The organism is Brevibacterium sp. CT2-23B, assembly GCF_013168765.1.
GTDB classification, from domain to species: domain Bacteria; phylum Actinomycetota; class Actinomycetes; order Actinomycetales; family Brevibacteriaceae; genus Brevibacterium; species Brevibacterium sediminis.
Map to the genome: position 1 here is coordinate 325,580 of NZ_JABBYK010000001.1, position 24,357 is coordinate 349,936.

Below are 24,357 nucleotides of genomic sequence, written 5' to 3' on the forward strand. Positions count from 1 at the left end.
CGACCAGATGATTGGGTACGATGTGGAGGACCCCACCGATCGAGTGAAGGCAGACAATGATGAACAGACCACTCGTAGCGGTGACGCTGGCCCTGGGCCTGACTCTCAGCGGATGTTCGGCATTCCGGGTCAGCAGCTCCGAAGACGCAGGATCCAAGCCAGCGAATGTGGGAATCGGCGACGGACAGTCGCCTTCGCCGACGGCAACCGGCCCGACGATTCCCGACGGGATGAGCGAGACCACTGTCGACCTGGGTGGGCAATGCCCCGTCGAAGTCAGTTTGGCCCTGGGCGCCGACTGGGCAGATGGGTCCGGCTACGACGGCTACCGGCTCTACGAAGCTGATTCTGGCGCGATCATCACTGTCAACTGCATTGATGACGACGAGTCGTCACCTCAAGAATTGGTGGACAAGGCGCGGGAGAGGATGTTCAGCACGTCGGGATCGTCCATGACCAGTGAGTCCACCGGATCACTCAGCGGTGGAGAGTACTGGGTCTTCCACGGCACCTTGGCACCCGATGACATGCGAGCTGTCGACAAAGAGGACTCCGTGATGTTCGGTGCCGTTGCCGGAATATCTGTCGACGGTCGACTCTTCAAGGTCAGCGTCGACATGCTTGCGCAAGCCGATGACACAGAGGCTCAAGACCAGTTCCGACAGATGCTGCCGACGGTTCGCTTTGGCGATCAGGTGCTCAAAGCCCCAGACCTGCGCTGAGGCTGCCGACTGCCAGACATGCGTTTGAGCAGTTCTCGAGCCGCTATCCTCCCGGCCCTGGTCGCGCCGACCGTGGAACTGGCTGATCCGTAGCCGACGAGGAACAGCCGTGGATCGTCTTTGACCGCGACCTCGGTTTCCATGGAGATTCCGCCATCAGGTGTGCGCAGGCGCAGCGGTGCAAGGTGTTTGAGTGCTGCTCGGAACCCGGTGTTCCAGAAGATCACGTCGACCTCTTCGACACGGGGTTCGTCGAACGGCGCCCATGATTCGGGCACTGCCAGGTGGTCGCTGGCCGAAGGACCCAAGCCTTCAGAAGTGGGCGGCAGCTCGGTGTCGCCGATTCCGGGGAAGTGGACGCCGTGGGGAAGGATGCGGTCGAACATGCCTCGAGACACCAGAACTCCCGAGTCGATTCCTTCCCGGAACTCTCTGCGGATCGGCAGGCCAGTCGTGCGGACGACGCTGGCTGGGGCCAGACCGGACAGAGTTCGTTCGCGAACGGCTCGTTCGACCTCAAGTCCCCATTGGCCGTCGAACTCCCTGGACGTGAAGTTCGGGGGACGGCGTGTGGCCCAAAGAGTGTCGGTCACTTCGGCGAGTTCGAGGAGAAACTGCGTGGCGGAGATTCCGCCGCCGACGACGAGCGTGCGCAGTCCCCGGAAGTCCTCGACGTCACGGAAGTTCACGGTATGCAGCTGGTGGCCCTCGAACTCCGCGATGCCGGGGACGAAAGGGACGTAAGGCTGGGTCCACGTGCCGGTTGCGTTGATGAGGTAGTCGCTGGAGAGCGTCACGTGTTCACCGTCGATGGTGGCGGTGATGGTGAACCGTCCCTGTCCGGGTCCTTCGGACCGGACGGTGTCCACTTCAGCCGGGCGGATGACGCAGAGTTCGAGTTCGCGTTCGAAGCGGGAGTAATAGTCGGACACGACTTCGGAGGCGGGGACGTTCGGGTCGGGACGTCCGAGAGGAAACCCAGGCAGGTCGGAGATGTGGTTGGTGGTGCCCAGGGTCAATGAGTCCCACCGTTCTCGCCAGGCACCACCGGGGCCGTCTCCGGCATCGAGGATGATGAAATCTTTGCCCGGTGCGAGGCCGTCGCGCCAGAGGTAATGTGCTGCGGACAGTCCGGCTTGGCCCGCGCCGATGATGACGATAGGCCAATGAGAGTCGATCAGGAGCTCGTTGATTCGGCACACCATGGGGCCATTGTTTCAGGTTTCTCTCGTCACGGGTTCACTGATCATGGCCGGGCGATGGGCCGAGCCTTTCCGACTGAGAATGTCACGGCGTCATCGGGCAGATTGGGCACAGTCCGGCCCGCGGGGATTCGAATAGCAGTCTTCGTCGACAAGGTAGCGGTGGTAGCGGTAGACCTCAATGCCGATGTCGTTGCTGGCGACGTGAGCGAATCCGTCGATAGGGAGCCAGGGTCCGCCGTCGACCGAGAATTCTCCGCTTAATGTCGCAGTCATCGATGCCGACACGTTGCCGGATTCTTGGTATTCGTGTCCGATCTGGGGTGTGCCGCCGGGCAGGGGCTTCGCCCCCTTCGCAGTAGTGGTCGTGCCCGAGCCGTCTCCGAAGTCCCAATTGAAGCGCTCTGGGGTGACTTTGACCTTTACTGCGTAGGTCAGCAGGGTCATGTCGATATAGCTGACGTCGATGTCCGTCCAGAAGGCCGCCGGTTTGCCGACGACAGCCCAATCCTTCGGCCAGGCATAGATTGTGGGAGCCGGTATGTCGAAATTCTGGAACTGCGATTCGGGGATATGTGTCGGGGGATCGGGGCGCGCAGGAGTGCCGCCGCCACCGCCCCCTCCGCCACCGGGGCCGGGTTCACTCACGCACAGATAGCCGACGTCTTCAGTCGGGCAGTCAGGCTGACCGCCGCCTCCGCCGGCGCCACCTCCACCTCCGGATCCACCGCCGCCGTTGCCGCCTCCACCAGAGCCGCCACCTCCGGAGCCTCCGCCGCCGGAGTCGCCCCCGCCAGGAGGTGGCTGGGGTGCAGGGGGTTCTACAACTTTGCACTTCTTTAAGCTAAGTGCACTACATCCTGGCCCAGACTGGACACCGGCATGCGGACCAAAACCGCTGAGCATGATCAGACAGAGTAGAGAAGCTATAAGCCCTATTTGCCGCAAGGCGTACTCCACAAGCTCTGAGACTCGATTTTCCAATCGCTGTTATCCAACTCAGCAAGAAACCTGACTCGGAGTGGTTCGGGTTCCTGATCAGGTAGTGACTCTCCAGCACCCACCTCTGCAAATTTGGAATTATCAACGCAGGTGAGGACTACGACTTCGTCTGTTCGTGAATCTACGTCTTGAATTACTCGATCTTCAATGCGGAACTCGCCTGTCATGTGCATTTTATTTTTCTTGAGTTCCTTGGAATCCTGTTTAAGGGTTTCGAGCGCTTCCCCTTTTGCTGCGCCGTCAATATTTTCAGTTTTCTTTCCGCCGCTTGAAAACGCCTCGTTCAATGTCGTCACATACTCATCCAACGCCACCAATGCGCCCTCGACGGCCCTCTTTTCCTCTTTGTCGAGGTCAAGGTCGGTTTCGTAGTCGGGGATGGCCACCTCGGGGGGATTATCGGTCGACCCTCCGTCGGGCTGCTGGGCGGGCAGTGTCGACGTCGGCGCGGCTACCGGCGAGTTGTCGGCACAGCCGACGACCGAGACCAAACTCAACGCGGAGAAAACGGCAACGAATATTTGGGAAGGTCGACGATACGGTCGGGACGATCCAGTTCTCATTCCACGCCTCTGTGGTCTGCAACTGCGGCGCGACCCCATCGGCCGGCACCCGGATTCCCTACATTATTCGACCGGCATGCTTTTTAGAACAGGCGAAGTGAAATCTGTGGATAACTCACGCCCGAGTGCGTGGGAACAACGATCTTTCGGCAACTGCGGCTACTTGTTCGCTGCCTTCGCCGTCTTGGCCGCGGCCTTCTGCTGCTTCTTGAAAGCACGCACCTCTTGCAGAGTGACGTCATCGACGACATCGGCGATCGATCGGCGGGCGTCTGCGTCTCCGTAATCACCGGCAGCCTCCTGCCAACCGTCGGCCTGGAGTTCGAACTGCTTACCGAGCAAGGCCAGGAAGATCTTGGCCTTCTGATCGCCGAATCCGGGCAGCTTCTTCAGCCGTTTGAGGACCTCAGCACCGCTGGGGTCACCCTCAGTCCAGATCGCCTCGGGGTTTCCGTCGTACTCGTCGACAATGGCTGCGGCCAGCTTCTGCACCCGGCCCGCCATCGACTTCGGGAACCGGTGGACTGCGGGAGTCTGGGCGAAGATGTCGAGGAAATCGTCCGGGTTCATCTCGGCGATCTCGTCGATATCGAGCTTGCCCAGTCGATCTGCCAGCTTGGCCGGCCCGGCGAAGGCGCTCTCCATAGTCACCTGCTGGTCGAGCAGCATCCCGACAAGCAGAGCGAAGCGGTCTTCGGCCAAGAGTTCATCGGCCTTCGGATCTCCAGACAGGAACAGTGAAGTCATGACTCCATCTTCGCACGCCGCCTACGGCTGTCCACTGCCGATATCATCGACTGATGATCTGCCCCTGCTCCGGAATGCCTCCCGGCACCGCCTACGACGACTGCTGCCGCCCCGCCCTCGACGGTGAATCCTGGCCCACCACCGCCGAGGCGCTGATGCGCTCCCGCTACACCGCCTTCGTCCGCGGCAACGAAGACCACCTCTTCCGCACCTGGCATGCCAAGACCCGACCCGACGATGTCGGCGTCGATGACGCCACCACGTGGCTCGGCCTCGAAATCGTGTCCACCACGGGCGGGGGATTCGACGATGTCACCGGCACCGTGCACTTCCGTGCGCGATTCCGGGACCACCTCGGCGATCATGTCCTCGAAGAGAACTCCTCCTTCGTCCGCCGTGCCGGGCGGTGGATGTACCTCGAAGCGCTCGAGAGCTGACAACCGGCAACGGCTTCGAACGCCGACCACTGTGTCTATACTGGTGTTCGGCGCATCCAACGCCCAGCCGAGGTCGTGTTCCCAGCACACCGACCGCATGGCGAAGGGGAGAGAATCCTCGGACGAAACCGGCACGGTGATTTCCTGACCAGGTTTCGTGCTGGGGGAGACTTGGTCGTTTGAGGAAGTGACACCATGACCAAGGACAAGGATTTCAAGAAGCTCGTTCGCACGCGGATGACCGAAACCGGTGAGAACTACACCACGGCCCGCACCGCGCTGGTCGCCGCGAACCAGGGTTCAGGATCCAACAGTGATTCCCGCAGCGAATCCGTCATCGCCCCGGAGATCGCACGGTTTCGGGCGAAGACACTGAAAACGTTCATGCCGGACGGCCACATCGTCGCCATTCCGACGAAACGACGCGCCCTCGTGCTCGTCCTCATCGAAGTCCTCGCCGCCCTCGACCCGGACCAGGTATACGCCGAGAAACGACTCAACGGCATCCTCGGGGATTTCCATCCGGACTTCGCCCTGCTGCGTCGCGAACTCATCGACTACCGCCTGCTCGAACGCAATGCCCACACGGGGGAGTACTGGGTCAACCCGAACCCGCCGACCCATACCGGTTCGCAGGCGCAGGAGATAGCCGGACTCGAGGTATTTCTGCGCTGAACCGGCGACAGCGTATCCTTGAAGCTCGAACCACAAACGGGCAGACACGAGGAGCATCCATGGCCTATCACGCCGATTCGACCGATCTCGACGAAAAAGAGATTCTCAGCTGGGACATGTTCGGCCGATCGGCGCGTGAGATGGCGCAGACCATCGCGGATTCCGACTACGATCCCGAGATCGTCATCGCCGTAGCCCGCGGTGGACTGCTGCCCGCCGGAGCACTCGCCTACGCGCTCGGACTCAAGCTTTCCGACGCCATCAACGTCGAGTTCTACACCGACGTCCACGAGACCCTGCCCGACCCCATCCTGCTCGCCCCGATGCTCGACATCGAAGCGATCAAGGGCAAGAAGCTGCTCGTCATAGATGACGTCGCCGACTCCGGCCGCACCCTCGCCCTCGTCCTCGAACTGCTGCGCAAACACGGTGCGGAAGCCCAGTCGGCCGTCATCTACGCGAAGTCCGCATCGATCATCGACCCGGACTTCGTGTGGAAGCGCACCGATCAGTGGATCGTCTTCCCCTGGTCGGCCGAACCCCCGGTCGAACCCAGCAAGTAAGCTGACCAAATGGAGGAGACACGGGACATCGCCGCCCCGTGCGGACGCGTGCGCGCCTACGTCAACGACGACGTGATCCGCGCACGGGGCATCCGCTACGCCCGTGCAGGTCGTTTCCTCCCTCCCGTCGATGAACCTCCGGTGGACTTCATCGACGGCGGTCGACCGGGCCCGGCAAGCCCGCAGCTGCGCCGCGACCCGAATGCCGGAATGACCTTCGACCAGCTCAGCGGGCTGCCCATCAGCGAAGACTGTCTGCGCGTGAGCGTGACTATGCCGAAGGACACCATCACCGAGGCGGGGCTTCCCGTCCTCGTCTGGATCCACGGCGGAGCCTACGTCGCCGGGGCCGGGGACGCGGAGATCTACGATCCGCACGCCCTGGCCGCCGAGCAGAACATCATCGTCGTCTCCGTGACCTACCGCCTCGGAGTGCTCGGATATCTCGGAACCGGCCGAGACGAACACCTCAACCTCGGAGTGCTCGACCAGATCTCCGCCCTGCGCTGGGTGCAGACGAACATCTCCACTTTCGGCGGCAACCCGGACAACGTCACGATCGCCGGGCAAAGCGCCGGAGCAGACGCCTGCGCCCACCTCATGATCGCCGAAGGCACCGAAGGACTCTTCCATCGTGTGCTCATGGCCTCAGCACCCCTGGGGCTCGCCGGCGGCACCGACGCAATGAACTGGGCAATGGGGAAAGTCGCTGCGAAGATCGACCCTGAAGCCAGCGTCGACGGCATCCTCCGAGCGCAGGAAGAAGTGCACAAGGCCGCCCTCGTCGGGGGTCTGCATGCCGGAATGTGCTTCGGAGTCCGCTACGGCCAGTACCCTCTGCCATCGCGCTCGAAGGCAGCCGAGGCCTGGGCCGAAGTCGCTTCGAAATTCGACGTGCTCATGACTCGCACGGAACGGGAGATGGCGTTCTTCGCCGGTTTCGTTCCCGCACTGCGTCGCCTCCACGACCGCACCCTGACCTCGCCGATGCTCGAATCCCTCATCTCCGGAATCACGTCGGCGGTCTATACCCGGGCCGGACGCGAATTCTACGACCGCCACCGGATGTCCGGCGGTCAAGGAGCCCGCCTGCTCATCGTCTCCCGCGGAGACAGGAGCTTCTTCGACGCGGCCCACTCCGGAGATCTGCCGCTGATCTTCCCCGGCGATATCTGGCACGATTCCTTCCTCGACTACGGTGCGACCACCGATATCGCCGGTCCCGAGCTGCGCCGGACCTGGGGCGAATTCGCCTCCTCGGGCACACTGCCGCGGGTGCGGGTGCCCGGACTCATCGACATCATGGGCTGAACGGTCAACTGTACGATCGCCGTCTACGATCCCAGCTCTGTCGTCTTTTCACAACCGCCATGTCACCGGCGTGCACTACCGTTGGACCATGGACGCACATCAGATCTCGGCAGCCCGTCTGATCTCGCAGGGACTCATCGGACCTCCACCCGAGTCACCGACAGGAACCGACCTCTCAACCGCCGGCGCAGTCGTCGAGCATCTCGGCTGTGTCCAAGCCCAAGCTCTCGGCGGTGCACTGATCTCCATCGCCCTGCGCCTAGGACCGGATGTCACTGACGGTGTGGCCGCGGTCCGTGCCGCCATCGATTCCGGAGAGATCGTGCGTTCCTGGACCCAGCGCGGCACCATCCATCTGACCACGGCCAAGGACATCGGGTGGATCCTCGGCCTCACCGGGGCACGGATCATGAAATCCACGGCCAAGCGGCGCGAGTATTTCGGCATCACCGACGCGATGCTCGATACTGCAGCGGAACTCGCCACAGCGGCCATCCGGGACCGGGGACCGCTGACGCGCGAAGAGCTGCTCGAAGCGTTCGCTCCCATCGGTGCCGGAGACGAATACGGCCACGCCCGTTACCTCATCACTTCCTTGGCGCTGCAGAACATCATCGTCCAAGCCCCCGTGATCGAGGGCAAAGATGACATGAAATACGTGCTCACCGCCGATTGGGTGCCCACACCTACAGAGCTGGACACCGAGGCGGCCGACCACGAATGGATGAGACGCTTCGTCACCAGTCACGGACCGGTCACAGTCGATGACGCGACACGGTGGACGGGACTGCCGAAGACGAGAATGAGAAAGGCCATCCGCGCCGGAATCGATGCCGGAGAGATCGTGAGCACCGACATCGACGGCACCGACTACGCTCACGCACCGGATCTGGAGGACCGACTGGCCGAATGGGAGACGGCGGCGCAGGAGACCATGCTGCTGCCGGGATTCGACGAGATCATCCTCGGGTACAAGGACCGCAGCGCCACACTCGACCCTGCGAATGAGAGACTCGTTGTGCCCGGAGGCAACGGAATGTTCAAGAACACGGTGGTGACCGGCACCCGCGCACGCGCGACCTGGAAACGATCACCCCTCAAGACCGGTCCGCGGGTCCGCGTCGACACCTTCCCAGGGGAGAAGGTTGACCTCGAGGCCGTCGAATCGGTGAGTGCAACCCACCCGGCCTTCGTCTGAGCACGCAGAGACGACCGACGGTGGACGATCGCCACATGACACGCACACAGTGGGCCAGCCGTGTGGGTGAAGGCGAACGACCGGCATCGCCTGCGGGCCGAACTGCCGTCGGGATCATCCTCAATCCCAAACACCCGGCGACCCTGCGGGCGTATGCCGAGCTCGTGCCGGAACTGCGCAATACCGGCGCGCACTACCGAAGCATGACCACCAGCGTCGACCGTTCCGGTCGTTGGCAAGCCGAACAGCTCGTCAAATGGGGCGCTGACATCGTCATCATCCTCGGTGGCGACGGCACCATCCGAGCGACAGCGCCGGTACTCGCCGAGGCGGACATCCTGACGTTCCTCGTCCCGACCGGGACCGCGAACGTGCTCAGCCGCCATATCGGCCTCCGATCCTCCCGGCACGCCATTGACCATTGCAAGCGCACGATCGCCTCGATCATCCGTGACGGCTATCCGCCGAACCTCCGGAACGTTCCGATCAATACTGCGGAGTACCAGACGGCCGACGGCGCTCGACATCGCACCGAGTTCATCAGTCTCGCAGGAATCGGGGGAGACGCCCGGGCCGTCGCCCACCACCATGTCTCGCTCGGGCTGCTCGGCTACGCCTGGGGAGCCGCGCAGGCCCTCTTCGCCGCAGATTTCATCGCGAGCACGTGGGACACCGCAAGTATGTGGGAGCGAACCGCCTCGGCGCCGGTGTGGTCGGTGATGGCGTCGAAGGTGGCCCGTCCTGCCGGTCCCATAGCCGTGTTCCCCGAAGCGCACATCGATGCTCCGGCCTTCTCCGTGCTCACCGTCGGCCCGTTTCCGCACTCACCCATGGCGCGGTGCCGAGCCTGGGCAGGAATCGCCGCGGCATGCCTGCAGGGCAGACCGGAGGCCCACCCGCTCATGAACTATCGCCGTACGACCGAGGTGACGGTCACCGTCGAGTCACCGGTACCGGCACAACTCGACGGCGACCTCATCGGCGACTGCCTGGAGCTGCGGGTGAACGCCGGTGAGAAGACACTGCGGGTATCAGCGCCGGCGTCGTGAGGTACCGAAGATTCCGCGTGCGATCTCGCGTGCCGCGGTCCTTGTGAACTGCTTGAACGCCGAGGACTTCACGACCTGGGAAAACAGGTTCTCGTCGTCCTTCTTCGCCGACTTCTTCCCGGAGCCGCCGGACTCCTCCGGGAAATCGATCTTGTCCGCCGATGCGTCGCGACCCTGACTCTCGGCGGGCGCATCGGCAGGAGCTGACTTCCGTTCCTCGGCGTGAGCTTCTGACCCGCCTTCGAGGCGCTTGGTGAGGATCTCGCGGGCAGATTCGTTGTCGATCGCGGTCCCGTACTTCTCATGCTGGGGCGACTCCGCCACAGCCGCTTTGATCTCGTCCTCGCTCATCGGCCCCATCTTCGACTCCGGGGCTCGCATTCGCGTCGGTGCCACCGGGGTCGGAGCACCATCGGGGTCCATGACGGTGACCACGGCTTCGCCGATGCCGAGCGAGGTGAGCAGCTCTTCGAGGTCGTAGTCGGACTTCGGGAAGGTCTGCACGGTCGCTTTGAGAGCCTTCGCGTCGTTGGGTGTATGTGCCCGCAGCTGGTGCTGAATGCGCGAACCCAACTGTGCGAGCACATCTTCGGGAACATCCTTCGGCGTCTGAGTGACGAAGAAGATGCCGACGCCCTTCGAGCGGATCAGCCGCACGGTCTGCGTCACCGACTGGAGGAAGGCCTTCGACGCGCCGGCGAAGAGCAGGTGGGCTTCGTCGAAGAAGAACACAAGCGAGGGCTTGTCCGGGTCGCCGACCTCCGGCAGGTCCTGGAACAGGTCGGCCAGCAGCCACATGAGGAACGTGGAGAACAGGGCCGGCGACTGACTGAGTTTCTGCAGTTCGAGCACAGAGACGATTCCGGCACCGTTGTCGTCGGTGCGCAGCAGATCAGCGGTGTCGAATTCCGGTTCGCCGAAGAACACGTCGCCGCCTTGGGCAGCGAGTTCGGAGATCTTGCGCAGGATGACGCCGACGGTGGCCTTCGACGCCCCGCCGATGCCTTCGAGATCGGCCTTTCCCTCGTCAGAGGTGAGGAAGGTGAGGACGGCCTTGAGGTCGGAGAGGTCGAGCAGCGCCAACCCTGCCTGATCGGCATAGTGGAAGACCAGAGAGAGGACGGATTCCTGAGTGTCGTTGAGTTCGAGCACCTTTGCCAGCAGAATCGGCCCGAACGAGCTCACCGTCGCTCGCAGGGGAGTGCCGAGCCCCGAATCACCGAGAGTGTAGAACTCGGTCGGATTGGACCGCGACTGCCAGTCCTGACCGGCGGCATCGAGGCGCTTGCGCAGCTTGTCGGATTCGACGCCGGCAGCGCCGATGCCCGAGAGATCGCCCTTGATGTCAGAGGCGAACACCGGCACTCCGGCCCGTGACAGCTGCTCGGCGAGCACCTGCAGGGTCACGGTCTTACCGGTTCCCGTGGCACCGGCGACGAGGCCGTGCCGATTGAGCATGGACAACGGGATGGAGATCGGGGTCTCCTTCGAGGGTTCTTCACCGTTCAGGGCGACCCCAAGATCGAGTGTCTCGCCGTCGAAGGTGTATCCGTCTTTGAGTGTCTGCAACGCCTGCTCAGTCATGAGTCAATCTTTACACAGCGGCACCGAGGTGGTGGAGGAATTCTGCATGGATTCGTCCGTCGGTGCCCAATTCCGGGTGGAAGCTGGCACCCCAGACCGAGCCCTGCCGGACGAGGACGGGCACGTCGTCGTGACGGGAGAGCACCTCGGTGTCAGGCCCGAGCTCGAGGATCTGCGGGGCACGAATGAATGTGCCCTCGACCGGTTCGTCCAGTCCGCGTACGGTCAGCGGGGCGGTGAAGGACTCGCGCTGTCGACCGTAGGCGTTGCGGGCAACGATGATATCGAGCCCGCCGAGGCGGTCATACCCACCCAGCGAATCGTCGCTGAGCCGGTCGGCCAAGAGAATGAGTCCGGCACAGGTGCCGAAGACCGGCAGACCGCCGGCCATGTGTTCGCGCAGAGTCGCGAAGAGATCCGTGCCGGCGGCGATGCGCACCATGGCAGTGGACTCACCGCCGGGCAGAATGAGCGCATCGAGGCCCGTAAGGTGTTCGGACCTGGTGACTTTGAGGGTGTCGACCCCCAGGGAGCCGAGCATGAGCAGGTGCTCACGGAAGGCTCCCTGGAGGGCGAGGACGCCGACTCTCACCAGCCGCGCTCGGCCAGGCGGTGCGGTGCGGGGACGTCGGCGACGTTGATGCCGACCATCGCATCGCCGAGTCCGCGGGATGCCTCGGCCACGGCCTGCGGGTCATCGAAGTGCGTGGTCGCCTCGACGATGGCTTTCGCACGGGCCTCCGGGTTGCCGGACTTGAAGATGCCGGAGCCGACGAAGACGCCGTCGGCACCGAGCTGCATCATCATCGCTGCGTCTGCCGGGGTGGCGATGCCGCCGGCGACGAAGGTCACGACGGGCAGACGGCCGAGGCTGGCGACCTGCTTGACCAGGTGGTACGGGGCGGCGATCTCCTTGGCCGCGACGTAGAGCTCGTCTTCGCTCTTCGCTCCCAGTGCACGGATCTCGGAGTTGATGGTCCGCAGGTGGCGCATCGCCTCGGAGACGTCGCCGGTTCCTGCCTCGCCTTTCGAGCGGATCATCGATGCGCCCTCTTGGATACGGCGCAGAGCCTCACCGAGGTTGGTCGCACCACAGACGAACGGCACCTTGAAGACGGACTTGTCGATGTGGTTGACGTAGTCGGCGGGGGAGAGGACCTCCGATTCGTCGATGTAGTCGACACCGAGGGTCTCGAGGATCTGGGCCTCGACGAAATGGCCGATGCGGGCCTTGGCCATCACCGGGATAGACACGGCGCTGATGATCGAGTCGATGAGGTCGGGGTCGCTCATCCGGGCGACTCCACCCTGTGCGCGGATGTCGGCAGGGACGCGTTCGAGGGCCATGACTGCGGAAGCGCCGGCCGCCTCGGCGATGCGTGCCTGCTCTTCGTTGACGACGTCCATGATGACGCCGCCCTTGAGCATCTGAGCCAGTCCGGTGTTGAGCAGGGTCTGTGTTTCGGTCATTGTGGTGTAGATCCATTCACTGTCGCGGAGTCGATCCGGGTCGCCACGGGGAACAGAACAGAGGGATCTCTGTCTGCTGCCGGAGGTCGGAGGGATCGTGGTTCTTCGGGGTGAACGGCCGTTCTCGACCAGCCTAAACCGATGAGTGGCTCATTGAGAGAGCCAGTAATATGCAAGTATTTTAGGCCAGATAGACGTGATCGCTCTATGATCGACTCATGGTCACGAAGTCACCGAACGGCACTCAGGCCGAGGGCATCGCTCTGCCGGTGAACGTCGACAAAGGTCTGTCGACTCCGCTGCCGGATCAGCTCACTCAGGAGCTGCGTCGTCTGATTTCGGAGGGGACTCTGCGGCCGGGGGATGCTGTGCCTTCGAGCCGTCGGTTGGCCAAGCATCTCGGAATCTCTCGCGGCAGTGTGGAGACCGCCTATGCGCAGCTTGCCGTGGAAGGATTCCTCATCGCCGCCGAGCGTTCGGCCACGCGGATCAATCCCGACCTGCCCGCCGCCTCGACGACGGTGCGTCCCAAGCGCCGAGTTCCGGACTCGCCGAGGCGGCGCCTGCGCAACTATGTCGACCTGCGCCCGGGGTTCGGCGGTGACGATCCTCTGCGCGAACCGGCCTTTCGTCGGGCCTGGAGGGAATCACTCGACCTCGACCCGGGCCCGATCGACCCCTTGGGCCAGCCCCGTGCCCGGTGGGCGATCGCCGACTATCTGCGGCTGACTCGTGGGATGGCCGTCGACCCCGACGAGATCATCCTCACCAGCGGGTCTCGCGATGGTCTGCGCCTGCTGCTGAGCCTCGGCGTCTCCGGATCCATCGCCGTGGAGAATCCCGGTTTCCCGGGTCTGCGCCAGGCGATGACCGACCAGCAGCTTGTGCCTCTGGACTTGGTCGGCTCCTCGCCGGCACGGGCCGATGTGGCTGCGGCCGTCGTGACACCGAATCACCAGTTCCCGCACGGAACACCGATGCCGGTCGACCAGCGTGCCCGCCTGCTGGACTGGGCAGCTCGAGGAAACGTCCTCATCGTCGAGGACGACTACGACAGTGAGGCCCGCTTCACCCGCACAGTGCTGCCGACCCTCTTCGACCTCGCATCATCGACCGGCAGCAGCGCGCAGGTCGTCCACATCGGCACCTTCTCTGCCCTGCTGACCTCGGCCGTATCGACCGGATACGTCATCGCTCGCGGACCGATCTCGGAGGAGCTCATGAGCCTGCGCGCGGCACTCGGGCCGGCCTACTCGCCGATTCTGCAGATGGCCATCGCCTCCTACCTCGGCTCCGGTGGGCTGCGTCGCCGCATCTCCCGGGGACGGCGGCGACTCCGGGCCGCCGAGGATGTCGTATCCGAGATCGGCCCGATCCCCGGTCTCGTCCACGAGGGACGCACCCTCGTCATCGAAACGTCTCAGGCCCAGGCCGAAAGCCTCCTGAGGGAGCTAGCCGAGCGCGGCATCCTCGTCGCCTCGTTGGCTCGCGGCTGGACCGGTGGCGACGAGATTCGACACGGTCTGGTCATCGCCCATTCGAACGTCGAGGCCCCTGCGCTGCGGGAGGCCTTGGGGGCGGTGAAGTCCCTGTTGAGTAGGATTCAGTCATGAGGAATTCCGGATTTGCAGTCGACGGCATCATCAAGCTGCTGCTGGCCGTGCTCGGCTTCATCTTCATCGGCGGGCTCGAGGACTTCTTCCTCGCCCCACGCTGGTTGGTCGTCACCGCGCTGGTGCTGCTCTTCCTCAGCGCTGCCACCCAGATCTCCTATGCCGTGACCAAGGGGGAGAAGCGCTACCTGAAGTTCCCGATGGTCTTCGACGCGCTTCTCATCGTCGCGGTCGTCGTCGGCCTCATCCTCGCCGCTGCGAGCAACCCTGCCGGCGCCTGGGTCCTCTTCGGATTGGTCGGAGTGGGCTCGTTGGGCATCGCCGTGGTCTTCACGACCGGCGAGAACGGCCCGTCGTTCAGCGAAGACGAGCCGCAGAACCCCTGACCGCTGTCGCACGCCGCCCTACGTCGATGAAGCGTTCCCGCACGGTGCTTTCCGTCGATCAAGCGTTCCCGCGCGCCGCTCTCCGTCGATCAAGCGTTGGCGCACTTGTGCGCCCGTCTACCGGCACATATCTGCTGTAGGCCTTGATCGGCGCGCAGCTGACGTCGGCACGGCGTGCGCTCAGCGGTTGAAGGCGATGGCCGCGATATGGCCGTCGGGAATACCGGCCTCGAGATCGTGGATGTCGACATCGGGATGCGGTGAGTTCGGTTCCGGTCCGGCGCCGATGTAGTCGAGACCCGGATCGCGAGCCAGGCCCGTGCTCAGCGCCTTGAGGAAAGCTTCGGTGCGTGCCCACACACGGACGAAGCCGGAGGCGAAGTCGTCATCGGGAAGCGCTTCGAGTTCTGCCCGTTCTCTCTCATGGAGCAGCTGCATCGCCTCCAGTGCGACATCTCGCTCGGGGATCGCTTCGATGTCGAGTCCGACCGGATCGTCGGAGACAGCGACGAGGACGAGGCGACGAGACCTCGACACGGAGAATTCGCACTCGTCGTGACGTGGTTTGCCCGCCGAGTCGAGGCGGATCTCGATCGCGGCGGGGTCCTGACTCAGATGCGCTCCAAGCACATGGCGGAGGACGACCCGGCCGGCAGACCAGGTGGCGGCCGCCTCGGCGTCGAATTCCTTCGCATAGTTGCGTTCCTGCTCGGTGAGCACGGAATCGTCATCCCGCGCCCAGGCCGCTTCGGCCGAGGTATCGGCGAGGATGAGAGTGACGGGCAGCTCGGTGGGCAGTTCGGTGAAGCTGGGGTGGTGCGCCATCGATCAGCGGCCCAGGGCCTTGTTGATCTTCTTCAGCTTGCGGTTGAGCACGAAGATCCGCACCGAACCGATGATTCCGGCGATGAGGATGCCGCCGATCGCAGCGAAGAGCATCGCCACGCCCAGGGGCAGTTCGAACTGCCAACCGAAGTACTTGAACTCGGCCGGGACATTGTTCTGCAGAATGAAGATGAGCAGCAGGACGACGATGAGGGCGCCGAGGATGAGGGAGACCCACATTCCCGCGGACATTCCGGATCCGGCCTTCGTCGACGGCAGTTCACCGGTGTGTCCCGTCGGAGGCTGGGTCTGCTCATGCCTCTCCTGTGGGGACATCTCTCGGGTCTTGTCCACCGCAGCGGTCTCGCCCGTCGCGGGAGTATCGCTGCCGAGGACTGAATCGGTTTCGGCCAGGAGCTCTTCGGGCGTCTGCGAATCGCCACGCGGGTCTTGAGTACTCATGCGCCCCATCATAACTGCTGATGGGGCGCATAAGGCAGGTTTGCAGAAAGAGTCCCGGCAACCGCTGCCGGGACTCTTTCCTAAGCGTTGTCGATCAGTTGATCAGACGGTCTTGCTCAGCGAGGAGATGATCTCATTGAGCGTGGCCGAAGGGCGCATGGCGGCTTCGGTCTTCGCGTCGTTCGGGTAGTAGTAGCCACCCAGGTCGACCGGGCTGCCCTGAACCTCGAGGAGCTCGGCCACGATGGCGTCCTCCTTCTCAGCCAGTGCCTTCGCCACGGGGGAGATGGCCTCGGCCAGAGCTTCGTCCGAGGTCTGCTCGGCCAGCTGCTGCGCCCAGTACAGAGTGAGGTAGAAGTGGCTGCCGCGGTTGTCGATCTCGCCGACCTTGCGCGACGGCGACTTGTTCTCCTCGAGGAACTTGCCGGTCGCGGCGTCGAGGGTGTCGGCCAGGACGCCGGCCCGCTCGTTTCCGTGGACGTTGAACTCGTGGCGGAAAGACTCTGCCAGGGCAAGGAACTCACCGAGGGAGTCCCAGCGCAGGTGGTTCTCCTCGACGAGCTGCTGAACGTGCTTCGGAGCCGAGCCGCCGGCACCGGTCTCGAACAGCCCGCCGCCCGCGATGAGCGGAACGACGGAGAGCATCTTCGCCGAGGTGCCGAGCTCGAGGATCGGGAACAGGTCGGTGTTGTAGTCACGGAGGACGTTGCCGGTCACCGAGATGGTGTCCTTGCCCTCACGGATGCGGTCGATGGAGAACTGAGTGGCCTCCACCGGGTTCATGATGCGGATGTCCAGGCCCTCGGTGTCATGGTCCTTGAGGTATTCCTCGACCTTCGACGTGATGTTGCGGTCGTGGGCGCGGGTCTCGTCGAGCCAGAACACGGCCGGAGTCTCGGACAGGCGGGCACGGGTGACGGCAAGCTTGACCCAGTCGCGGACGGGGATGTCCTTCGTCTGGCAGGCACGCCAGATGTCACCGGCAGCAACCTCGTGGCTCATGAGCACATCGCCGGCGGAGTTGACGACCTCGACGGTTCCGGCCTCCGGGATCTCGAAGGTCTTGTCGTGGCTGCCGTACTCTTCGGCCTTCTGCGCCATGAGACCGACGTTGGGAACGGTGCCCATGGTCCGCGGGTCGAAGGCGCCCTTGGCCTGGCAGTCCTCGATGACGGTCTGGTAGACGCCGGCATAGGAGGAGTCGGGGATGACGGCCAGGGTGTCCTGGGTCTGGTCGTCCTTGTTCCACATCTTGCCGCCGACGCGGATCATCGCCGGCATAGAGGCATCGACGATGACATCGGAGGGCACGTGGAGGTTCGTGATGCCCTTGTGCGAGTTGACCATGGCCAGGTCGGGCCCGTCGGCCAGACCCTTCTCGATTCCGGCTTTGACTCCGGCAGCTGCCTCGGCAGGCAGGGTGTCGAGCCCGGCGAGGATGGCGGCCAGTCCGTTGTCGGAGGTCAGTCCCGCCTCGGCGAGGACGTCACCGTACTCGGCGAAGACGTCGGGGAAGAAAGCTTCGATGACCTTGCCGAAGAGGATGGGGTCGGAGACCTTCATCATCGTGGCCTTGAGGTGGACGGAGAAGAGGACGTCGTCGGCCTTGGCCGCGGCGATCTGGTCCTTGACGAATTCGTCGAGGGCGGCGGCGTTCATCTTCGTCGAATCGACGATCTCGCCGGCCAGGACGGGCAGGGACTCCTTGAGGACCTTCGTCTCTCCCACAGCGGTGCGCAGGCGGATCGACAGGGTGTCATCGGCCTCGATGATCACGGACTTCTCGTTGTCGCGGAAGTCGTCCGAGCCCATGGTGGCGACGCGGGTCTTCGAGTCCTTGGACCATTCGCCCATCGAATGCGGGTGGGCCTTGGCGAAGTTCTTCACTGCCTGCGGAGCGCGACGGTCGGAGTTGCCCTCACGCAGCACCGGGTTGACGGCCGAACCCTTGACCTTGTCGTAGCGTGCCCGAACGTCCTTCTCCTCATCGGTCGAAGGCTCTTCCGGGTAGGCGGGCAGGTCGTAGCCCTGGGACTGCAGTTCGGAGATCGTCGCCTTCAGCTGCGGGACGGACGCCGAGATGTTGGGCAGCTTGATGATGTTGGCATCGGGGGTCTTGGCGAGGTCGCCCAGCTCCGCGAGTGCGTCGCCGACCTGCTGTTCCTCAGGCAGACGGTCGTTGAACTGGGCCAGCACGCGTGCGGCGAGAGAGATGTCCCTGGTCTCAACCTCGACACCGGCCGACGTGGCGAAGGCTTCGATGATCGGCTTGAGCGAATACGTCGCCAGAAGCGGCGCTTCATCCGTGCGCGTGTAAATGATTTTAGCCATAGTTAAGGACCACTCCGCATCTTCTTGGGGTTTATCGCCCTCCATCCTACCTTCTGGGCCATTTCGGTAGGCGGCCCCGGCCGATGATGGTGCTCACATCCCCAGGTGGCACCCGGTAGTCTTCTGTGTCGGCACGGACAACAGAAAGAGGACGACAGTGGCCAAACTCTACTTCCGGTACGGGGCGATGAATTCCGGCAAGTCGACCGCTCTTCTGCAGGCGGCCTTCAACTACGAGGAACGCGGCCAGCGCGTTCTGCTGGCCAAGCCGCTGATCGACACCAAAGGCGCATCGCAGATCGTGTCCCGATTGGGCGTCACCCGTGAGGTCGACTTCGTCATCCCCGCCGACGGTGACGTGGAGCGGATCTATGCCGAACATGCCGACTACGTCGACCACGATGCCCTCATCGAATCCATCGACGCCCCGAAGATCCCGGTCGCGTGCCTGCTCATCGACGAAGCGCAGTTCCTCAGCCCCGTCCAAGTGGATTCGCTCATGCGGATCGCCACCACCGCCTCGGTGCCGGTGATGTGCTACGGAATCCGCACAGACTTCCAGACGAAGGCATTCCCCGGTTCAGCGCGACTGCTCGAGATCGCCCACACCCTCGAGGAACTCAAGACGATCTGCCGCTGCGGCCGCAAGGCGATGTTCAACGGCCGCCTCGTCGACGGACAGTTCATCTTCGACGGCGATCAGGTCGCCATCGACGGCAATTCCGTGACCTATGAGTCACTGTGCCCGAGCTGTTATCTCGAGTACTCCGGCGGTAGGCTGTCAACGACAGACTCCTGACCGATCCCGACACAGCTTCCCCGTCGAATCCAGCTCATCGACGACCGTCGTATCCAGTCGAAATCCGTTCGCACTTTCAGTTCTCAAGGAGCCTCCATGCGCATCGCCGTTCGTGCCTTCAACGACAATCCCGGTTCTCCCGTCCTCGTCTTCGGCAATGCTTTGGGCACTCGGATGCCCTTGTGGACCTCCGTGGCCGCGCGTCTGGCCGACGATTTCCAGATCTATCTCACCGACCTTCCCGGACATACCCTTCCCGCCGGCGATTCCCTCGCCGAGGCGGCCGCCCCGCTGACAGTCGAAGCGCTGGCTTCCGGTGTCGTCGAGTCCCTCGCCGAGCTCGGGGTGGAGTCCTTCATCTACTGCGGAGTCTCGATCTCCGGCGGCGTCGGTCTGACCCTGGCGCTCAACCACCCCGATTCGCTGACCGGACTCGTCGCCTGTGCGACGGCCGAGAAGTTCGGCACTCCGGAATCCTGGGACGAACGCATCGGCGAAGTCCGCGCCGACGGCACCAAGGGACTTGTCGATGACACCGCCGATCGGTGGTTCGCCGCCGGGTTCCTCGGCGAGGACATCGCCACCGGCCACCTCATCCTGTCCGACCTCGCCCTGGTCGATGACGAGGCGTACATCGCGGCCGCCTCGGCGCTGAAGACCTACGATCTGAGTGGGAAGCTCGGCTCGATCGCCACCCCGACGCTCGTCATCGCCGGCGCCCAGGATTCCGGCTGCACTCCCGAAGCGATGTCGGAGATGGCTGAACAGATCGAAGGTTCGCACTTCGCCACGATCCCGGACTCCGCTCACCTGCCGATGGTCGAACACCCTGAGATCGTCGTTGATCACATCCAGGAGTTCTGCGGCCAGCTCTAGAGAGGAGCGGACCGCGGCATCTTCGCCGTTCCGGTATTCGGGACCGGTGTCTGAGTCCGAGCGGAACTGGCAGACTGATGTCATGACTGAGCTGTTCGAACCGCTGACACTGCGCGGAACCGAGATCCCCAATCGCATCTGGCTGGCACCGATGTGCCAGTATTCCTGCGAAGCCGAAGACGGAATGCCCGGCCCCTGGCATCTCGTCCACCTCGGTGCCCGGGCGCAGGGCGGATTCGGGCTCATCCTCACCGAAGCCTCCGCAGTCGTCCCCGAAGGTCGAATCTCACCACAGGACGCCGGAATCTGGAACGACGACCAGGCAGAGTCATGGTCGGCCGTCGTCGACTTCGTCCACTCCCAGGGCAGCATCATCGGCATTCAGCTCGCCCATGCCGGCCGCAAGGCCAGCACCTATCGTCCTTTCACCGGTGAACCGAAGGGCAGCGTCCCCGAGTCCGAGGGTGGATGGCCGACGTTCGGTGCCAGCTCCATCGCCTATCCGCAGCTGGCCGAGCCCGTGGAGATGACGAAGGACGACATCGCCGAGGTGGTCGCCGCCTTCGCGGTCGCTGCCCGACGTTCGATCGATGCCGGGTTCGACCTCGTCGAGCTCCACGCAGCCCACGGCTATCTGCTCCATTCCTTCCTGTCCCCGCTGTCGAACCAGCGCAGCGACGAATACGGCGGCGATCTCGCCGGTCGGTCCCGACTGCTCCACGAGGTCTATGCGGCCGTCCGCGCCGAGGTCGGTGAGGATGTGCCGGTGTTCGTACGCATCTCGGCCAGCGAATGGACCGACGGCGGATTCGACATCGCCGAAGCCGCCGATGTCAGCCGTGCGCTGTCGGAGGCTGGAGTCGACCTCATCGACGTCTCCTCGGGCGGCAACTATCCGGTGCGGATCCCCATCGGTCCCGGTTACCAGGTGTCGCTGGCCGCGGCGATCCGCGCCGAGGGCGTGCCGACTGGCGCCGTCGGACTCATCACCGATCCGAAGCAGGCCGAGACCATCCTCAGCACGGGACAGGCCGATGCGATCTTCATGGCCCGAGCAGCCCTGCGCGAACCTTCCTGGCCGCAGCGGGCCGCCCATGTCCTCGGAGCCGAACCCGGACCCTACCCTCCGCAGTACACCCGCGGAGCCTGGTGACCTGTCCCTGAACCTCGGAAGCATCAGCACAGATTGAGGAGTTTGGAAATGCACACGATCGAAACCGAGCACGTCATCATCCGCTCTATCGCGGTCTCCGAGATGGCGAACAACGTCTATCTGCTCACCGCCAAAGAGACCGGCTCCCAGGTGCTCATCGACGCCGCCGACGACGCCGAGGCGATCACCGAGCTCATCGACTCGGGAGCCCAGGACACCGACGCGGAACCCATGCTGCGAGCGATCATCACCACACACCAGCACTGGGATCATATTCGGGCACTGCCGGCCACCTCGGCGAACTATCCGGAGGCGATGACGATCGCCGGTGCCGCGGACGCGGCCGCCATCACCGAGGCGGAAGGAGTGGAGATCGCGCACTCTGTCGATCACCTCGATGTCGGCGACTTCGGCGGATTCGTCCTCCAAGCCATCGCACTGCGCGGGCACACTCCCGGCTCGATCGCACTGCTTCTGCGCGACGGCGGTCAGACGATCCTGTTCTCCGGTGACTCGCTGTTTCCGGGCGGGCCGGGCAAGACCTGGTCGGCGGAGGACTTCACCTCACTCATGGACGACCTCGAGGAGCGGGTATTCGGCGAACTTCCGGACGAGACTCTCGTCCTGCCCGGACACGGGGACTCGACCACCCTGGGCGAGGAACGTCCGAAACTGGGGGAGTGGCGCGAACGCGGCTGGTGACCTCAGCTCGGCAGTGCCGCGAAGCCGAAGAGCGCCCAGACGATGGCGAGGAGACCCACGGCGATGATGCCGATGTTCCATCTCGTCTCGATGACACGCTGCCCACCGGGGTTGGCGAGTTCTGCGTCGCTGAGCGACGAATAGCGCTCGAGCACTGTGTCGACGGCCGGGCTCGGATTCTCGACGAGCCGGCGCATATCGTGCTCGTCCTTCTCCCACTTCTTGCCCTTGCCGGCCAGCGGCCATGAGGCGAACTTCTTCTCATGGGTGCGCACGCTCAGACCGAAGTGGGTCTCGAAGCCGTCGACGAGGTTCCACGGGATCGTCACGGTCTGCAGCGGATTGACCAAGATGAGCTGCTGTCTGTGCAGCTCGACGCGGGGAAACCGGTAGAAGACGAAGACCAAGGTGCCGACGGCCAGAGGGATGCCTGCGGCGGCCAGACCGCGCAGCGTGAAATCGCCGAAGAGGATTGAGAGCACGCCCAAGGCGCAGAGCCCGCCGACGATGAAGAACAGGGCCGTCGAACTCGTCGTCCGCACGACGGTCGGCTCGGTCTCATTGCGATCTATCTCACTGTCAGCCACCTGATCATCCTATCCATTGAGACTGAACAAAAGTTGTCTGTTCCCTTGGTTTCGAAACGGTAACGATTCCGAAATTTGCTCATTATGTGGACTCCGTCACAGTCGCCGGTGAATTAACTTTGTTGCAATCCATGTGAAAAACATGAACGCGGTCACATGCGCTTCGGTCTCTGCCGAAATGCTTCACGTGACCGGAATGCACTCCGGCTTTGGGGTGCAAGAACGAGGGTGACTCGCCCTAGAACAACAAGGAGAGAACGTGAACAAGCGCTTCCTCGCGGCTGGTGCCTCTGTGGCTGCCGCTGCAATGGTGCTCACCGCCTGCACACCCCCTGGCGGAGGCGATGACGACGAAGCATCGAAGGACACCGCCATCAATATCGGTTGGAACGAATCGTTCCGGTCGATGAATACGCTGACCGCCAACGGCAATGCAACCTCGAACGCCATTCTCACCTACATGATGAATGACAACTTCGGGTACTACGATGGTGACCTCGAAGTTCAGGACGGAGCCCTCGGCAAGGTCGAACAGGTTTCCGAAGACCCGCTCAAGGTCAAGTACACATTCAATGATGATGCCAAGTGGTCCGACGGCACCCCCGTCGACGCCGCCGACCTGGCGCTGACCTGGGCCGGCACCTCGGCGAACTTCAACACCGTCGAAGCCAACAACAACGACGACGGAACGGTGAAGAAGAACGACGCGAAGACCGTCTACTTCGATTCCTCGACCGCCGGTTCGGCTCTGATCAAGAAGTTCCCCGAGATCTCCGACGACGGCAAGGAGATCACCCTCGAATACTCCAAGCCCTTCGCCGACTGGCAGACCGAATTCGGCACTGGTGCCGACGGCGTCGGTGTGCCCGCTCATATCGTGGCGAAGAAGGCTCTCGGGATCGACGATGCCGAGAAGGGCAAGGAGGCCATCCTCAAGGCCATCAAGGACAAGGACACCGAGAAGCTGTCGAAGATCTCGAACACCTGGAACACCGGGTTCGATTTCACTTCGATGCCGAAGGACGAGGACCTGCTGGTCCACAACGGTCCGTACAAGATGACGAAGTTCGAGGAGGGACAGTATGTCACCCTCGAGCTCGACGACAAGTACACCGGTCCGGTGAAGCCGAAGGTCAAGACAGTCACGGTCCGCTACAACGGCGACCCGATGGCGATGATCCAGGCGATCGAGAACGGTGAGGTCGATATGACTCAGCCGCAGGCGACCGCTGACGTCCTCTCCGCCGCCGAGAAGATCGACGGAGTCAATGTCGATGCCGCCGATGGTGCGACGTATGAGCACGTCGACTTCACCTTCGACAACAAGGGTCCCTTCGATCCTGCTGCCAACGGCGGCGACGAGGAGAAGGCGAAGAAGGTCCGTCAGGCGTTCCTCAAGGCTCTGCCGCGTGAGGACATCGTCGAGAAGATCATCAAGCCCCTCAACGACAAAGCCGTCACCCGTGATTCGTACTCGCAGGTGCCGGGCTCGCCGATGTACGACGCGATCACCAAGGTCAACGGCGTCGCCGATGCCGCAGATGGTGACGTCGAGGCCGCGAAGAAGCTGCTCAAGGAAGCCGGAGTGGACTCCCCGACCGTGCGTGTCATGTACGACAACACGAACTCGCGTCGTCAGCAGGAGTTCCAGTTGATCAAGGAATCGGCTGAGAAAGCCGGCTTCAAGATCAAGGACGTCGGAGATGTCAACTGGGGCACCCGCCTCGGTGACGGCACCTACGATGTTTCGCTGTTCGGTTGGCAGTCCGAGGGCACCGGCGTGTCCGAGAACGATGCGAACTTCCGCTACGGTGCGCAGAACAACTACGGCGGCTACAAGAGCGAGAAGATGAACAAGATCCTCGACAAGCTTCTCGTGTCCAAGGAAGAGGAGCAGCAGGATCTCCTCATCGACATGGAGAAGCAGCTGACCGAAGATGCTTTCGGTGCGCCGATCTTCCAGTTCCCCGAACTGACGATCTACCGTGACAGCGTGAAGAACGTGAAGTCGACCGCTGTGTCGCCGACGATGTTCTGGAACTACTGGGAGTGGGAAGTCAACTGATCCGCGACTGACGCGATCGGTTCTTCTCCACTCAA

At 63.4% G+C, this 24,357-nt stretch carries 25 protein-coding genes; 14 read left to right on the forward strand and 11 right to left on the reverse strand.

Annotated features, from left to right (window positions below; all coding sequences use genetic code 11):
• The first annotated feature begins 56 nt into the window (after positions 1–56).
• Positions 57–722 carry a hypothetical protein gene (locus HIM68_RS01525; protein ID WP_172169056.1) on the forward strand — a complete coding sequence of 222 codons (666 nt, stop codon included), beginning with the start codon at positions 57–59 and terminating at the stop codon, positions 720–722.
• On the opposite strand, the gene HIM68_RS01530 is transcribed toward HIM68_RS01525, so the two are convergent.
• The 4 genes from HIM68_RS01530 to HIM68_RS01545 all read right to left on the reverse strand — a co-directional run bounded on the left by HIM68_RS01530 (position 692) and on the right by HIM68_RS01545 (position 4,236).
• The gene (locus HIM68_RS01530) at positions 692–1,927 is read right to left on the reverse strand and encodes an NAD(P)-binding domain-containing protein (protein ID WP_172169059.1); all 1,236 of its coding nucleotides are present in this window, start codon (positions 1,925–1,927) and stop codon (positions 692–694) included. The two genes, HIM68_RS01525 and HIM68_RS01530, sit on opposite strands and share 31 nt — an antisense overlap.
• Before the next feature lie 90 nt (positions 1,928–2,017).
• Positions 2,018–2,572, reverse strand: a complete 555-nt coding sequence (locus tag HIM68_RS01535; protein ID WP_172168593.1) for a hypothetical protein — start codon at positions 2,570–2,572, stop codon at positions 2,018–2,020.
• A 287-nt stretch (positions 2,573–2,859) separates the two neighbouring features.
• Complete coding sequence (locus HIM68_RS01540) at positions 2,860–3,312, reverse strand: hypothetical protein (protein ID WP_172169062.1); 453 nt, start codon at positions 3,310–3,312, stop codon at positions 2,860–2,862.
• Between the two features lie 336 nt (positions 3,313–3,648).
• Positions 3,649–4,236: an HhH-GPD-type base excision DNA repair protein gene (locus HIM68_RS01545; protein WP_172169065.1), complete on the reverse strand. Its 588-nt coding sequence runs from the start codon at positions 4,234–4,236 to the stop codon at positions 3,649–3,651.
• A gap of 53 nt (positions 4,237–4,289) precedes the next feature.
• On the opposite strand from HIM68_RS01545, the gene HIM68_RS01550 reads away from it, so the two are divergent.
• The 6 genes from HIM68_RS01550 (at position 4,290) to HIM68_RS01575 (ending at position 9,469) form a co-directional block, all read left to right on the forward strand.
• The gene (locus HIM68_RS01550) at positions 4,290–4,673 is read left to right on the forward strand and encodes a YchJ family protein (protein ID WP_229663899.1); all 384 of its coding nucleotides are present in this window, start codon (positions 4,290–4,292) and stop codon (positions 4,671–4,673) included.
• A 195-nt stretch (positions 4,674–4,868) separates the two neighbouring features.
• Positions 4,869–5,348 carry a DUF2087 domain-containing protein gene (locus HIM68_RS01555; protein ID WP_139466907.1) on the forward strand — a complete coding sequence of 160 codons (480 nt, stop codon included), beginning with the start codon at positions 4,869–4,871 and terminating at the stop codon, positions 5,346–5,348.
• Between the two features lie 59 nt (positions 5,349–5,407).
• Positions 5,408–5,911, forward strand: coding sequence for a phosphoribosyltransferase (locus HIM68_RS01560; RefSeq protein WP_172169068.1), 504 nt, complete (start codon positions 5,408–5,410; stop codon positions 5,909–5,911).
• 9 nt (positions 5,912–5,920) lie between these two features.
• The gene (locus tag HIM68_RS01565; protein WP_172169071.1) at positions 5,921–7,222 is read left to right on the forward strand and encodes a carboxylesterase family protein; all 1,302 of its coding nucleotides are present in this window, start codon (positions 5,921–5,923) and stop codon (positions 7,220–7,222) included.
• A gap of 88 nt (positions 7,223–7,310) precedes the next feature.
• Positions 7,311–8,420 carry a winged helix DNA-binding domain-containing protein gene (locus HIM68_RS01570; RefSeq protein WP_172169074.1) on the forward strand — a complete coding sequence of 370 codons (1,110 nt, stop codon included), beginning with the start codon at positions 7,311–7,313 and terminating at the stop codon, positions 8,418–8,420.
• A 35-nt stretch (positions 8,421–8,455) separates the two neighbouring features.
• Positions 8,456–9,469 (forward strand): diacylglycerol kinase family protein, encoded by a 1,014-nt coding sequence (locus tag HIM68_RS01575; protein ID WP_172169077.1) that lies wholly within the window; start codon positions 8,456–8,458, stop codon positions 9,467–9,469.
• Here the strand turns inward: HIM68_RS01575 and HIM68_RS01580 are convergent.
• From HIM68_RS01580 to pdxS, 3 genes are read right to left on the reverse strand one after another with little or no spacing between them, the layout of a single operon-like run.
• Entirely contained in the window at positions 9,452–11,053 is a 1,602-nt protein-coding gene (locus HIM68_RS01580; protein WP_172169080.1) for a helicase HerA-like domain-containing protein, read from the reverse strand. The two genes, HIM68_RS01575 and HIM68_RS01580, sit on opposite strands and share 18 nt — an antisense overlap.
• A gap of 10 nt (positions 11,054–11,063) precedes the next feature.
• Positions 11,064–11,645 (reverse strand): pyridoxal 5'-phosphate synthase glutaminase subunit PdxT, encoded by a 582-nt coding sequence (gene pdxT, locus HIM68_RS01585; RefSeq protein WP_367647412.1) that lies wholly within the window; start codon positions 11,643–11,645, stop codon positions 11,064–11,066.
• The gene (gene pdxS / locus HIM68_RS01590) at positions 11,642–12,523 is read right to left on the reverse strand and encodes a pyridoxal 5'-phosphate synthase lyase subunit PdxS (protein ID WP_139466913.1); all 882 of its coding nucleotides are present in this window, start codon (positions 12,521–12,523) and stop codon (positions 11,642–11,644) included. Before pdxS ends, pdxT begins: the two co-directional genes overlap by 4 nt.
• A gap of 218 nt (positions 12,524–12,741) precedes the next feature.
• Between pdxS and HIM68_RS01595 the strand changes: the two genes are divergently transcribed.
• Positions 12,742–14,136 carry a PLP-dependent aminotransferase family protein gene (locus tag HIM68_RS01595; RefSeq protein WP_172169083.1) on the forward strand — a complete coding sequence of 465 codons (1,395 nt, stop codon included), beginning with the start codon at positions 12,742–12,744 and terminating at the stop codon, positions 14,134–14,136.
• Entirely contained in the window at positions 14,133–14,522 is a 390-nt protein-coding gene (locus tag HIM68_RS01600; RefSeq protein ID WP_172169086.1) for a hypothetical protein, read from the forward strand. The genes HIM68_RS01595 and HIM68_RS01600 overlap by 4 nt, the downstream gene beginning before the upstream one ends.
• Before the next feature lie 180 nt (positions 14,523–14,702).
• Here the strand turns inward: HIM68_RS01600 and HIM68_RS01605 are convergent, their stop codons facing one another.
• From HIM68_RS01605 to HIM68_RS01615, 3 genes are all read right to left on the reverse strand, one after another.
• On the reverse strand, positions 14,703–15,347 hold the full coding sequence (locus HIM68_RS01605) for a 4'-phosphopantetheinyl transferase superfamily protein (RefSeq protein WP_172169091.1): 645 nt from the start codon (positions 15,345–15,347) through the stop codon (positions 14,703–14,705).
• Between the two features lie 3 nt (positions 15,348–15,350).
• On the reverse strand, positions 15,351–15,809 hold the full coding sequence (locus HIM68_RS01610; protein ID WP_139466917.1) for a lipopolysaccharide assembly LapA domain-containing protein: 459 nt from the start codon (positions 15,807–15,809) through the stop codon (positions 15,351–15,353).
• 102 nt (positions 15,810–15,911) lie between these two features.
• Positions 15,912–18,140, reverse strand: a complete 2,229-nt coding sequence (locus HIM68_RS01615) for an NADP-dependent isocitrate dehydrogenase (protein ID WP_172169094.1) — start codon at positions 18,138–18,140, stop codon at positions 15,912–15,914.
• A gap of 157 nt (positions 18,141–18,297) precedes the next feature.
• Between HIM68_RS01615 and HIM68_RS01620 the strand changes: the two genes are divergently transcribed.
• From HIM68_RS01620 to HIM68_RS01635, 4 genes are all read left to right on the forward strand, one after another.
• Positions 18,298–18,939, forward strand: a complete 642-nt coding sequence (locus HIM68_RS01620) for a thymidine kinase (protein ID WP_139907616.1) — start codon at positions 18,298–18,300, stop codon at positions 18,937–18,939.
• 96 nt (positions 18,940–19,035) lie between these two features.
• Complete coding sequence (locus HIM68_RS01625) at positions 19,036–19,815, forward strand: alpha/beta fold hydrolase (protein ID WP_139466920.1); 780 nt, start codon at positions 19,036–19,038, stop codon at positions 19,813–19,815.
• Positions 19,816–19,897: 82 nt separating this feature from the next.
• Entirely contained in the window at positions 19,898–20,968 is a 1,071-nt protein-coding gene (locus HIM68_RS01630) for an NADH:flavin oxidoreductase/NADH oxidase (RefSeq protein WP_172169097.1), read from the forward strand.
• Positions 20,969–21,016: 48 nt separating this feature from the next.
• Positions 21,017–21,670, forward strand: a complete 654-nt coding sequence (locus tag HIM68_RS01635) for an MBL fold metallo-hydrolase (protein WP_139466922.1) — start codon at positions 21,017–21,019, stop codon at positions 21,668–21,670.
• 2 nt (positions 21,671–21,672) lie between these two features.
• Here HIM68_RS01635 and HIM68_RS01640 read toward each other — a convergent pair whose 3' ends face one another.
• Positions 21,673–22,257, reverse strand: coding sequence for a hypothetical protein (locus HIM68_RS01640; protein ID WP_229663900.1), 585 nt, complete (start codon positions 22,255–22,257; stop codon positions 21,673–21,675).
• Positions 22,258–22,516: 259 nt separating this feature from the next.
• On the opposite strand from HIM68_RS01640, the gene HIM68_RS01645 reads away from it, so the two are divergent.
• Complete coding sequence (locus tag HIM68_RS01645) at positions 22,517–24,322, forward strand: ABC transporter family substrate-binding protein (protein ID WP_139466923.1); 1,806 nt, start codon at positions 22,517–22,519, stop codon at positions 24,320–24,322.
• The last annotated feature ends 35 nt before the right edge of the window (positions 24,323–24,357 follow it).